General features: G+C 37.5%; 11 protein-coding genes. 4 read left to right on the forward strand and 7 right to left on the reverse strand.

Going from position 1 to position 13,182, the window contains the following annotated elements; translation table 11 throughout:
* Positions 1-69 precede the first annotated feature (69 nt).
* The 6 genes from ACO052_RS13885 to ACO052_RS13910 all read right to left on the reverse strand — a co-directional run bounded on the left by ACO052_RS13885 (position 70) and on the right by ACO052_RS13910 (position 5,233).
* Complete coding sequence (locus tag ACO052_RS13885; RefSeq protein ID WP_422104382.1) at positions 70-1,131, reverse strand: T9SS type A sorting domain-containing protein; 1,062 nt, start codon at positions 1,129-1,131, stop codon at positions 70-72.
* 163 nt (positions 1,132-1,294) lie between these two features.
* On the reverse strand, positions 1,295-2,041 hold the full coding sequence (locus ACO052_RS13890) for a YebC/PmpR family DNA-binding transcriptional regulator (RefSeq protein WP_422104383.1): 747 nt from the start codon (positions 2,039-2,041) through the stop codon (positions 1,295-1,297).
* Between the two features lie 230 nt (positions 2,042-2,271).
* On the reverse strand, positions 2,272-2,559 hold the full coding sequence (locus ACO052_RS13895; protein ID WP_299521810.1) for a 4a-hydroxytetrahydrobiopterin dehydratase: 288 nt from the start codon (positions 2,557-2,559) through the stop codon (positions 2,272-2,274).
* A gap of 54 nt (positions 2,560-2,613) precedes the next feature.
* Positions 2,614-3,444 (reverse strand): sugar nucleotide-binding protein, encoded by an 831-nt coding sequence (locus ACO052_RS13900; RefSeq protein WP_422104384.1) that lies wholly within the window; start codon positions 3,442-3,444, stop codon positions 2,614-2,616.
* Positions 3,445-3,471: 27 nt separating this feature from the next.
* Positions 3,472-4,554 carry a glycine cleavage system aminomethyltransferase GcvT gene (gene gcvT / locus ACO052_RS13905; protein ID WP_422104385.1) on the reverse strand — a complete coding sequence of 361 codons (1,083 nt, stop codon included), beginning with the start codon at positions 4,552-4,554 and terminating at the stop codon, positions 3,472-3,474.
* 202 nt (positions 4,555-4,756) lie between these two features.
* Positions 4,757-5,233, reverse strand: coding sequence for a hypothetical protein (locus ACO052_RS13910; protein ID WP_422104386.1), 477 nt, complete (start codon positions 5,231-5,233; stop codon positions 4,757-4,759).
* Positions 5,234-5,339: 106 nt separating this feature from the next.
* Between ACO052_RS13910 and ACO052_RS13915 the strand changes: the two genes are divergently transcribed.
* Positions 5,340-8,264, forward strand: a complete 2,925-nt coding sequence (locus ACO052_RS13915; protein WP_422104387.1) for an FAD-binding and (Fe-S)-binding domain-containing protein — start codon at positions 5,340-5,342, stop codon at positions 8,262-8,264.
* Here the strand turns inward: ACO052_RS13915 and ACO052_RS13920 are convergent.
* Positions 8,254-9,105 carry a UDP-2,3-diacylglucosamine diphosphatase gene (locus ACO052_RS13920; protein WP_422104388.1) on the reverse strand — a complete coding sequence of 284 codons (852 nt, stop codon included), beginning with the start codon at positions 9,103-9,105 and terminating at the stop codon, positions 8,254-8,256. The two genes, ACO052_RS13915 and ACO052_RS13920, sit on opposite strands and share 11 nt — an antisense overlap.
* A 207-nt stretch (positions 9,106-9,312) precedes the next feature.
* Between ACO052_RS13920 and aroC the strand changes: the two genes are divergently transcribed.
* The 3 genes from aroC (at position 9,313) to gshB (ending at position 13,162) form a co-directional block, all read left to right on the forward strand.
* On the forward strand, positions 9,313-10,377 hold the full coding sequence (gene aroC, locus ACO052_RS13925) for a chorismate synthase (protein ID WP_422104389.1): 1,065 nt from the start codon (positions 9,313-9,315) through the stop codon (positions 10,375-10,377).
* A 208-nt stretch (positions 10,378-10,585) separates the two neighbouring features.
* Positions 10,586-11,911 carry a dicarboxylate/amino acid:cation symporter gene (locus ACO052_RS13930; RefSeq protein ID WP_422104390.1) on the forward strand — a complete coding sequence of 442 codons (1,326 nt, stop codon included), beginning with the start codon at positions 10,586-10,588 and terminating at the stop codon, positions 11,909-11,911.
* Between the two features lie 213 nt (positions 11,912-12,124).
* Entirely contained in the window at positions 12,125-13,162 is a 1,038-nt protein-coding gene (gshB, locus tag ACO052_RS13935) for a glutathione synthase (RefSeq protein WP_422104391.1), read from the forward strand.
* The last annotated feature ends 20 nt before the right edge of the window (positions 13,163-13,182 follow it).

The following is a 13,182-nucleotide window of genomic DNA, read 5'->3' on the forward strand; positions in this document are numbered from 1 at the left end:
GCGGATTTTTAGAAGTAGGCTAGAATTAGCAATTACTTATAGTCGTTGTTAGCAAACGTTTTAATTATTTTAATCTTTTATAAATTTAACAGTATTTCCATCATCAAATTTTAAGAAGTATATACCATTTTTCAAATTTTTAATATCAATTTTTTCATTCCTAGAAATAATTCCAATCAGCATTTCCACTCCTAGAATATTGTAGATTTTGAATCTTTTTGTTTCTATTAATCCTGAAATGTTAATAAAATCAGTTGATGGATTTGGATAAACTTTAATTGAATTTATTGTCGAAAATTCGTTTGTCGATAGTGAAGAAAGATTGATTTTAGAAATCTTATCACCCGAGGCTTGAGAAAAGTACAAGTCAGTTTCATTCAATGCTAACCCATAAGGACCATCAAGACCAGTAACAACATCTACAACTGTTGGTGTGGCAATACTTATGTCAATTTTTGAAATCCTGTTTGTACCATATTGAGCAAAGTACAAGTCATCGCCATTGAGTGCTAATTCAATTGGTATACTAAGGTTAGTAACAACATCTACAACTGTTGGTGTGGCAATACTTATGTCAATTTTTGAAATCTTGTTTGCGCCAGATTGAGAAAAGTACAAGTCATCGCCATTGAATGCTAATCCAGTGGGATGATCAAGGCCAGTAATAATCTCTGTGACTGTTGGTGTGGGGGCGCTTATATCTACTTTAGAAATCTTATTTTGTAAGGATTGAGAAAAGTACAAGTCATTTCCATTAAATACCATGCAGTTAGGATAAGAAAGATTATGAACAAGATTTGATGTTGTTGTTGGTAAGGTAGCGTTTATGTTTACTTTTTGAATTTTAAAACCCAGATAATCAGAAAAATAAAGCATATCTCCTTTTAGTGCCAATGATCTTGGGAATTCTTGGCCACTATATTGATGAATAACATCTGTAGGTGTTTGCGCGATATCAGATATGTCTATTTTAAAAACCCTAGTGGTGTGAGGTTCACAAACGTACAAGTCATTGCCGTTCAATAATATTCCTTGAGGGCCTAAAAGGTCGGTAAGAACATCTATAACCTGGGCCTTTGCGTTAAAAAAACCAATAAGTAAAAATAGTGTTAATAGGCAAATTCGTTTCATTTGGTAAATAATATAGTTGTTAATAATTTGATTTAATGTTTACCAACCTTGGTATATGTAAACTTAGCATATTTATTAGCCATAACCAACACTAAAATCCTTTGGGTATTCTAAAATAAAAAAGAGGGCCAAAGCCCTCTTAAAATATGTAATAGTTAAATTTTTAATCAGTCGTTTCTTCCATAGTATGGTACACATTCTGCACGTCATCATCTTCTTCTAACTTTTCCAATAATTTTTCAACGTCTTCCATCTGTTCTGGAGCTAAGGTTTTGGTCACCTGTGGGATGCGTTCAAAACCCGAAGAAATAATCTCAATATTGTGTTCTTCTAAATACGACTGTATATTACCAAAACTTTCAAAAGGCGCGTAGATCATCACACTGGTTTGTTCGTTACCATCAGCATCTTCGTCGGTATCTTCAAAGATTTCTTCAACCCCATAATCAATCAACTCTAATTCCAGTTCTTCCAAATCCAGTCCATCACCATTTATCTTAAAGTTACAGGTATGATCAAACATAAAAACTACAGAGCCCTGAGTCCCTAAGCTACCATCGCATTTATTAAAGTAACTGCGTACATTGGCTACAGTCCGCGTATTATTATCGGTTGCCGTTTCTATAAGTACCGCAATACCGTGTTGGGCATAACCCTCAAAAAGTACTTCTTTATAGTCGCCTTGGTTTTTGTCGGATGCACGCTTTATAGCGCGCTCAATATTATCCTTGGGCATATTCACCGACTTGGCATTCTGTATAACGGCACGTAGGCGCGAGTTACTATCGGGATCTGGCCCACCTTCTTTTACCGCGATGACAATGTCTTTGCCGATACGTGTAAAGGCCTTGCTCATAGCGGACCAACGTTTCATTTTTCTGGCTTTTCTAAACTCAAAAGCTCTTCCCATAGTATTGAATTAAAAGTTATTAAATATTTAAAGTGCCTAAAGTTTTTGTTCTCCAATGGCAGAGCAAATTTAAAAAAATATAGATAGCTTAAGAGAATCAAAATTAACAAATGTCTCACCCACATTAGGGTATATGCTTAACGACCTAACATGGGTAAAACAGGCTGTAGATTGTATATTGCAATAAAACTTTCCCCGTTTGGGGAAAATGTCCGTAGGACAAAAGGGGCTTACTCTTCAGCTTCCACAATAGCCTCTATCGCTTCGGCCAAATCAAAGTCTTTTTGAGTAACACCACCGGCATCGTGCGTAGACAATGATATTCTTAAAACGTTATAAACATTACTCCAATCCGGATGGTGATTTTGTGCTTCGCACTCAAAAGCAATGCGGCTCATGGCACTAAAACAATCTTTAAAATTGTCAAATTCTAATTCAACATGTATCGCATTGTCATAATACTCCCATTCTGGAAAATGCAGTAACTTTTTTTCAATTGTAGATTCGTCTAATTTCATAAGTGTTTGGTTTAGGTACACGAAATTTAATAAAATCCTTAATGCGCTACAAGCTTATTTCTGAAGTTCTTCCAAAACTTTGTCACTTGTAATTTGAAGATGCTTGGGTAACTTATTAAACTTGGGTAAAACAGCTAAATAACGATCTTCATTGGTGGTGTAGACGTGTTTTAGCAACACTTTCTTGGTGGAGATAATCTCTAAAATATGCTTTACAAATTCATCATGATGCACCAAATCGGTACTCCCCAAATGAAAGATACCATGTTTATTTCTATTAATGATGTAGTGAATTTGCTGAGTCACTTTTTTATCCAGCGTTACATTCATAATAAGATTAGGAAAGATTTCGACCGAAGCATCTTCGGCTATCAGCTGTTTCATTTCCTGAATCCTAGGGCAATTGGTGCCAAAGACCATAGGTAATCGTAATACGGCCACTTGTGTTTTTGGTAAGCGCAAGAGCATATTTTCGATTTTGATCTTAAAATGACCATAAATGCTATGACTTAGGGTTTTATCTAATTCATAACTTGGGTATTTACTATAAGCATCAAAGGCATTGGCTGAAGATAGAAAGATGATTTTGCTTCCAAAGTCTTGGGCATATTCCGCGATATGCTGGTGGGCAATTGTCTGGGCATGAAAATCACCGCGTAAGGCCGATATAATGATGGATGGCCTAATGGCTTCAAGAATTTCGTAAACATCATCTTCCTCCACATTGTACTGAAAAAATTGTTGGTTGGTCTCAAATTCTCTTTTCGGTGTTCTGTAGGTACCGAAGGTTTTAAAATAAGGCCCTAATTCTCTATAAATGGCATTGCCAATATAACCACTGGCACCAAGGATAAGGATTCTGTGTTTGCTTATAGTCTTCTTCATGGATCCATCGACATTCTATAGCGCTGTCTAACTTTTGTAAAACGGTAATTTTACCACAGTTGCTGGTATGGCTTTCTTTCTGACTTGAATATTGATTTTACTATCGGGTTTAGAAAACACTTTAGGGACATAGCCTAAACCTATACCGACTCCTAAGCTCGGGCTCATTGTCCCGGAAGTGACATGTCCTATGGTTTTTCCACCGTGGTCTACAATGTCATAGCCATGACGTGGAATACCTCGATCATCTAATTGAAAAGCTACTAATTTGCGTTCTGGCGTACGTTCTTTTTCAGCTTGCAAAGCTTCACTGTTGGTAAACGCCTTGTTGAACTTGCAAATCCAACCCAATCCGGCTTCAATAGGAGAGGTGGTGTCATCAATATCATTTCCGTATAAGCAATACCCCATTTCTAAACGAAGCGTATCTCTTGCGGCTAAACCGATAGGCTTTATACCAAAATCGGCACCAGCTTCTAATACCTTATCCCAAATTTGTTTGACTTCAGAGTTTTTACAATAAATTTCAAAACCTCCGCTGCCCGTATAACCTGTAGCAGAAATGATAACATGTTCAATACCCGCAAAATCCCCAACCACAAAATTGTAGAAGCTAATCTGCGACAAATCATGACTGGATAAAGATTGCATGGCTTCGACCGCTTTTGGGCCTTGAATAGCCAATAAGGAATAGTCTTCACTTAAATCGCGCATGTCTGCACCAACATCATTTTTTGAAGAAATCCAATTCCAGTCTTTTTCAATATTGCTGGCATTGACTACCAACAGATAGGTCTTGTCTTTTACTTTGTAGATGATAAGATCATCTACAATACCTCCATCATCATTGGGTAAGCAACTGTATTGCGCTTTGCCCACTTCTAATTTTGAAGCATCGTTACTCGATACCTTTTGGATCAACTCCAAAGCATGAGGTCCTTCAATTAAAAATTCACCCATATGGGACACATCAAAAACACCCAGGGCATTCCTAACCGTTTCGTGCTCTATATTGACACCTTCGTATTGTACAGGCATGTTATATCCTGCAAAAGGTACCATTTTGGCCCCTAATGCTATATGTGTTTCCGTTAAGGCAGTGTTTTTCATTGAAAGCTTATTTTCATTTTAAGATGTGCAAAATTAAGTAAATTTTATGGCATAATTCAACCGCTTTTCATGTCGAGAACTATATTTTTAATTGTGCTGTTCGACTTAAGGACTTACTAAGGGTTTTATACCCAATATTTACTGTGGTTTAGCATAAAAAAACCACCTTTTTTAAGGTGGTTTGTTATGTTATAAGTTCACTTTAGAATTGATATCTAACACCCAAGGCGATATCAAAATTGAGATCATCCCTAAAGTCTCCAAAGCCGAGTTCTGGTCTAAAATCCAAAGATATTAATAACGGAATATCAAAATTATATTCTATACCTATATCACCAGCGATAAAGAAAAAAGTATCATCATCAACAGCATCATTGTCAAAGCTGTAAGATCCGACACCACCACCAGCACCAGCATACCAGTTAAAGTTGCCATCGAGTTCCCAAACCCATTGGTAAACACCAGTTAATTTAAAACCATCGAAGCCGTCACCGCTTCTCCAACCTAAATTGGCTTCGAGTCGATTATTGTCTCCAAGTGCACGTTGATAAGATATTTCGGTACCAAAACCATCATCATCACCAATTCTCAAACCTATAGCATTATCAGCTATTTCTTGAGCACTTACAAATATTAGACCTGTAAAAATTGCAACTGTTGTTAAAATTAGTTTCTTCATAATTATATCGTTTTTTATTGATTTCGTAAAACTTTACAAAAATAACGCCAAAACCAAATTTATATTAGAATTCTTTATAGATTTATCAACATATTTTTAGACATAAATGAATCAAAATAAGGCATTAGAGCAATTAAAATCAGCATTAAAAGGTGAGCTTTATTTTGATGATTTAATGCTAAAGCTCTATGCTACGGATGCTTCTGTATATAGAATGTTACCAACGGCAGTTGCCCTTCCGAAAAATGTTAACGACATCAAATGTTTGATTCGTTTTGCCAATGAAAATAAGACCTCATTAATACCCAGAACAGCAGGGACGTCCTTAGCGGGACAAGTTGTGGGCAATGGTATCGTCGTCGACGTTTCAAAATGCTTTACGAAAATCCTAGATGTTAATGAACGGGCCAAAACCGTAACCGTTCAACCGGGTGTTGTTAGGGATGAATTAAACAATTATCTCAAACCTTTTGGATTGTTTTTTGGGCCCAACACCTCGACGTCCAATCGCTGTATGATAGGCGGTATGGTGGGCAACAACTCTTCGGGAACAACATCTATTCAATATGGTGTGACCAGGGATAAAATCCTAGGCTTAAAAACTATTTTGAGTGATGGAAGTACGGTAGAATTTAAGGAGTTATCTACTGTTGAATTTAAAGAAAAGTTGAAGCTAGATACCTTAGAAGGTAACATCTATAGAACGATTTATGAAGAATTAAAATCTGAAGCTGTCCAGAAAAGGATTAAAGATAATTTTCCCAAACCACAAATTCACCGCAGGAATACAGGTTATGCCATCGATGAATTAATCGACACTGAGGTGTTCACAGAGGCGACATCCAAATTTAATATGTGCAGGCTACTTGCGGGTAGCGAAGGAACCTTAGCTTTTACCACCGAGATTACACTACAACTGGATGACTTACCACCATCTAAAAGTGCCATGGTAGCGTTGCATTTTACGAGCATAGCTAATTGTATAAAAGCGGTTAAGGCTGTTATGCAACATCATTTACACACCTGTGAAATGATGGACGATTCTATATTGAATCTTACCAAGCACAACAAGATGCAGCAAGACAATAGAGCATTTATTGAAGGAGATCCTGTAGCGATATTAATGTGCGAGCTAAAAGCCGAAACGGAAGAGGAACTCAAAGGTGATATCCACGAATTTTTAAGGACAGTGCACAACATTGGGTTGAGTTATGCAGCGCCCATTCTAAAAGGGGATGCTATTTCTAAAGCCCTAGAGTTGCGCAAAGCCGGTTTGGGATTATTGGGAAATATGATTGGCGATAAGAAAGCAGTGGCCTGTATTGAAGACACTGCAGTGGCCTTAGAGGATTTGGACAACTATATTTCTGAGTTTACCGAATTGATGAAATCCTATCATCAGAAAGCGGTTTACTATGCGCATGCTGGAGCCGGGGAGTTGCACTTACGACCTGTCTTGAATCTTAAGCAATCGGAAGATGTTAGGCAATTTAGAGCCATTACTACTGCTGTAGCAAAACTTGTAAAGAAATATCAAGGTTCTATGTCTGGAGAACATGGTGATGGTATCGTTAGAGCAGAGTTTATTCCTATGATGATAGGTGATGCCAACTACCAAATACTAAGGCGCATTAAATCGGTGTTTGATTCGAATTCAATTTTTAATCCCGGTAAAATAGTTGATGCTTTCCCTTTAGATAAAAATCTGCGCTACGAGATAGATAGAAAAGAACCAGAGATTACTACGGTTTTGGACTTTTCGGCTTCACAGGGGATACTGAGAGAGGCCGAGAAATGCAATGGCTCTGGCGATTGTAGAAAATTACCGGAATTTGGGGGAACCATGTGTCCAAGCTATCGCGCCACGCGAAATGAGAAAGATACGACTAGGGCAAGAGCAAACGCCTTAAGAGAGTTCCTAACTCATTCTGAAAAAGCCAATAAGTTTGACCATGAGGAACTCAAAGAGGTGTTCGATTTGTGCTTAAGCTGTAAGGCCTGTGCCAGTGAGTGTCCAAGTAGCGTGGATGTGGCGAATCTCAAAGCTGAGTTTCAGTACCACTATCAAAAGGCTAATGGTTTTAAATTCAAGGATAGGTTTTTTGCAAATTCTACGAAGTACAATAAAATGGCCTCACGCGCACCAGGTTTTTATAATGCTTTATTTCAAACCAAATTTGTATCTGGATTTATGAAACAGGCTCTTGGGATTCATCCGAAGCGAAGTTTTCCTTTATTTTCTAAATCTTTTTCTAAATGGGCTGAAAAGAAATCCTTTCTCGTTCGAAACCCAATAAAAGATGTTTATTTATTTATTGATGAATTTAGTAACTTCTTAGAATTTGACATCGTACTAGATATTAAACGCTTACTTTGGACTTTGGGCTATAAAGTGATTGATATCAGTCACTTAGAAAGTGGAAGAAGCTTTCTGTCTAAAGGATTTTTGGATGAGGCTAAAGCCATCGCCAATAAGAATGTAGCGTCTTTTAAAAATAATGTAGATGACGATTTCTATTTGCTTGGTATTGAACCTTCTGCCATACTCACCTTTAAGGATGAATACCCGAAATTGGCGGATGATAAAGAGGCAGCAATTGCCATTGCTAAACGTATATTTTTAATTGAAGACTTTATTCAGCAAGAAATAGCATTGGGAAATATTACCTCGAAGCAGTTTACGACTGCACCCAAGACCATTAAATTCCATGGCCATTGCCATCAAAAGGCACTGGCCAATCAAAAATCGAGTTTTGATATACTCAATTTGCCTGAGAACTACAAAGTCACCATTATTCCGAGTGGCTGTTGTGGTATGGCTGGAAGTTTCGGCTATGAAAAAGAGCATTATAATGTTAGTATGCAAATCGGTGAGCAAACTCTATTTCCAGCGATCAGGAATGCGTCAGAGGATACGATAATAGCGGCCAACGGGACAAGTTGTAGGCATCAAATCAAGGACGGTACAGGGAAAATAGCCAAGCACCCTGTTACTATTCTAAGGGAAGCATTGCTGCCTATTAATCATTGACTTTTTTCTTAGGGGGCTCAACAATAGTGATAGCAGCGATTAGATCCTTGACATCCATTTCCTTAAGTTCTTCATCGGCAAAGAAAGGTGAGAGCTTATCATTACTGTAGTTGTAAATTTTCCAGCGTTTAAATTGATACTCTAAGGCCGTAAAGTTTTCAACCCAATCTCCAGAATTTAGGTAGGTCGTTTTTCCGTGCTTATTTTCTTTCACCAACATTTTGGGTTGATGTATATGACCGCAAACCACATAATCGTATTCATTCTCTATAGCCAAGTCTGTGGCTACACTTTCAAAATCATTGATGTATTTTACCGCACTTTTTACGCTATTTTTTATCTTTTTGGACAAGGAATAGCGTTCCTTGCCCATTTTATCTAGACACCAATTAACAAATCGGTTCAAAAGAATAAGTATGTCATAACCCCAACCACCAAGTTTGGCCAGCCATTTGGCATTTTGAATAGAAATATCAAAGACATCACCATGGAAAAACCAAGCTTTCTTGCCGTCCAATTCCAAGACAAGCTTATTAACGATAGAAATATTGCCAATCTCGGTATCGGTAAACTTTCTCAGCATTTCATCATGGTTACCCGTAATGTAAATCACCTCTGTACCATTAGCTGCAAAATCCATGATTTTCTTTATGACACTTAAATGGGATTTAGGAAAGTAGCGCTTTTTAAATTGCCAAATATCAATAATATCGCCATTAAGAATAAGTTTCTTAGGTTCTATACTGTTTAAATAGGTGAGTAGTTGTTTTGCATGGCATCCGAATGTGCCAAGGTGAACGTCAGAGATGACTGCTATTTCAACTTTTCGTTTTAGATTCAAGACAAACTATTAATAACTGCAAATAACTTATTAATGTATTAATTGATTGTAATGCCATAATTAATAATCCATCAGGAAAATGTTATTATAGTGTTATTAAAGCTCCTCTGTAACATAGGCAGTTAACATTCTTGTAACATACTAAAAAAAGAGCATGTATTTTTGTTTCTGTGATATTAGATTTACTTTAGCGCAAAATATGATTTAATGGCAGGAAATTCCTTCGGAAAATTGTTTAAGCTGACTACTTTTGGAGAATCACATGGTATAGCTATTGGTGGCATTATAGATGGTTGTCCTTCTGGATTAAAACTGGATTTCGACACTATTCAGAATGAATTGGACCGACGTAGACCAGGACAATCTAAAATCGTTACACAGCGCAAAGAACCCGACGCGGTCGAATTTTTATCTGGCATTTTTGAAGGTGTTACTACGGGAACGCCCATTGGTTTTGTGATAAAGAATACCAACCAAAAGTCCAAGGATTATTCACATATTAAAGACGTATATAGACCTAGTCATGCCGATTATACCTATGATAAAAAGTATGGGGTACGGGATTATAGAGGCGGAGGAAGAAGCTCAGCTCGTGAAACTGCCTGTCGCGTGGTCGCTGGCGCCATTGCTAAACAATTGCTGAGTACAGTTCAAATCCATGCTTTCACATCTTCGGTAGGTGATATATTTATAGATAAGCCATATCAAGAATTGGATTTTTCCAAGATTGAATCGAATGTTATTCGTTGTCCGGATGAGGCTTCTGCAGAGCGCATGATTAACAAAGTAAAGGAAGTAAAAAAACAAGGCGATACCATTGGAGGTACCATAACATGTGTGTTGCAAAATGTACCTGTTGGACTTGGTGAACCTGTTTTTGATAAGTTGCACGCTGAATTGGGTAAAGCGATGCTTTCTATAAATGCTGTTAAGGGGTTTGAATACGGAAGTGGTTTTTGTGGTGCCAAAATGATGGGAAGTGAACACAATGACAAATTTAATGAAGATGGAAGCACACAAACCAATTTATCGGGAGGCGTACAAGGTGGCATTAGCAATGGTATGGATGTTTACTTTAGAGTAGCTTTTAAACCCGTAGCGACCACACTTCAGAAACAAGAAACCATAAATAGTTCTGGTGAGACTGTCGAGATGCAAGGAAAAGGGAGACACGACCCATGTGTCGTACCACGTGCTGTGCCTATTGTCGAAGCCATGGCGGCCTTGGTTTTAGCCGATTATCTGTTATTGGATAGAACTTCAAGATTATAGAATGAGTCCCGGAGATGTTTTTAGATTTGCCCTGAAATTCTTTGCCCTTAATAGCCATATTCAATATAAATTATTATGATAAAACAGGCTTGTATTTGGATATAATTTACCTAATATTGGGGATTATAGCTACAGGCAACAGAAACTGGATAAGTAAAAAATAGATTACCCCAATAATTAGTTTTTTAAAATATAAGACATAAAGCACATGAAAAAACTTGCATTGCATTGGAAGATCATTATCGGAATGGTCCTAGGTATTATTTTTGGATTTATAATGAATTCTGTTAATGGTCAGCAATTTGTAACCGATTGGATTTCGCCTTTCGGAACGATATTTATTAACCTGTTAAAGTTAATAGCTGTACCACTAATATTGGCCTCTTTGATTAAAGGTATTTCTGATTTAAAGGATATTTCAAAAATCAGAGACATGGGTTTACGTACGATTGCCATTTATATCGGTACAACCTTAGTCGCCATTATTATTGGATTATCGATAGTCAACTTTGTTAAACCGGGAACAGGCATGTCTGAAGAGACTTTGGCGAAGATAGAAATGAAGTATGAAAATGATGCAGGTGTAACTGATAAACTGGCTAAGGCTAGTGCTCAAAAGGATGCTGGTCCACTTCAGGCCTTGGTGGATATTTTCCCTAGTAATATATTTCAGGCTATGGGAGAGGCTAAAATGCTTCAAGTAATTTTCTTTGCCCTGTTCATGGGTATTTGTTTGCTACTCATTCCTGAAAAAAAGGCCAAGCCCATGATCGATATTTTCGATTCCCTTAATGAAATCATCATGAAAATGGTCGATCTCATCATGTTGTTTGCCCCTTATGCTGTTTTTGCACTAATGGCAAACGTAATTATTGCATTCGATGACACAGAAATACTGCTAAAACTGCTACAGTATGCGCTTTGCGTGGTCGGAGGTTTATTACTAATGATAGGCTTCTATTTGATATTGATAAAAGTATTCACCAAGAAATCGCCTATGTGGTTTTTGAATAAGATAAGTCCTGCGCAGTTATTGGCATTTTCTACAAGTAGTAGCGCTGCTACTTTGCCAGTAACCATGGAACGTGTCGAAGAGCATTTAGGTGTGGATAAGGAGGTTTCGGGCTTTGTATTACCTGTTGGTGCCACCGTAAACATGGATGGGACGAGCTTGTATCAAGGCATTGCTGCCGTATTCATTATGCAGGTGATTTGGCCCGAAGGACTAACCTTTACCAATCAATTGGTTATTATCCTTACGGCACTTTTAGCCTCAATTGGTAGTGCGGCCGTACCTAGTGCTGGTATGGTGATGTTGGTTATTGTTTTGGAGTCTATTGGATTTCCGGCCGAATTATTACCTATTGGTTTAGCCTTGATATTTGCAGTAGATCGTCCTTTGGATATGTGCAGAACGGTGGTTAATGTTACGGGAGATGCTACAGTATCGATGATGGTGGCAAAATCTTTAGACAAACTTCATGATGATCCAAAGCCTAAAGAATGGGATGACAATTACAACGCCGTAAAGTAAGCAGAGAACCAATTTTCATAGATTGAAAATTGTGTGAATCGCTTATGCTGAGCCAGTCGAAGTATCTCAGAGAACCAATTTTCAATGCCTGAAAATTGTGTAAATTGTTTATTCCAGGAGAATCTTAAGACCTGACAGCGGGTATGTGTTTTTTTATCAAAAAGGATTACTTATTTTTACTATTAAGTTTTAATCAACCAAAAATATATTGAGATGAATGTTTGCTTTATAATGTATCCTTGGGAAAACATTGACCCAGAAAACGATACGAGTTTGGCATTAATAAAAGAATGTGCTAAACGCGGTCATGGTGTGGCTATGTGTACACCCGCTAATCTTACGATAAGAGATAGTGTTACTAATGCGTTTTGTAATGTCATAGGGCGAATGGATAAAGTGCCATCGACTTTAAAATCGTTTTACAATAAAGTAAAGTTAAGAGAAGAAATGCTGCCATTAGCTGGTTTTGATGCTATCTTCTTTAGAGCAAATCCGCCATTGGATCCTTTGATGCTTAACTTCTTGGATTCAGTAAAAGATGATGTGTTTATTATTAATTCCCTACAGGGTATGCGAGAAGCCAATAACAAGCTTTATACAGCGGCTTTTGGCGATGCGCATAGCAATATTATACCAAATACCCATGTCTCAAAAAATAAGAAATACTTAATCCAACAGATAAAGGAGTCAAAGTCAGACAAAATGATCATAAAGCCCTTGAACGGTTTTGGTGGTTCTGGAGTTATCTTAATAGAAAAGTCAGCAATGAGTAATATTAATTCTTTATTGGATTTCTACATTACCAATTCTGATGGGACATCTAATTACGTGATTCTTCAAGACTATATTGTAGGCGCAGACCAAGGGGATGTTAGAATATTGCTATTAAATGGGGAACCGGTGGGCGCCATGAGACGCGTACCAGGTTCTGATGACCATCGATCCAATGTTACGGCTGGCGGTAGTGTTCAGAAGCATACCTTGACCAAAGCTGAAAAAGCACTGTGTAAACAGATTGGTCCGAAATTGGTAAAAGACGGTTTGTACTTTGTTGGCATTGATGTTATTGGTGGAAAATTAGTTGAGGTTAATGTAATGTCTCCTGGCGGAATTACATATATCAATAAAGTTTACAAGGCGAAAACGAGGGTCGAAGAAAAAGTAATTGACTTTTTAGAAAGTAAGGTCATGGATCAATTGCAAGCCTTTGATCGACGTACACGTTTGCGGAAAACAGTAGATGAAGCCTAACTATAAATATATTTCTTCGC

This window comes from Winogradskyella sp. (genome assembly GCF_965228925.1).
In the GTDB taxonomy this organism is placed as follows: Bacteria; Bacteroidota; Bacteroidia; order Flavobacteriales; family Flavobacteriaceae; genus Winogradskyella.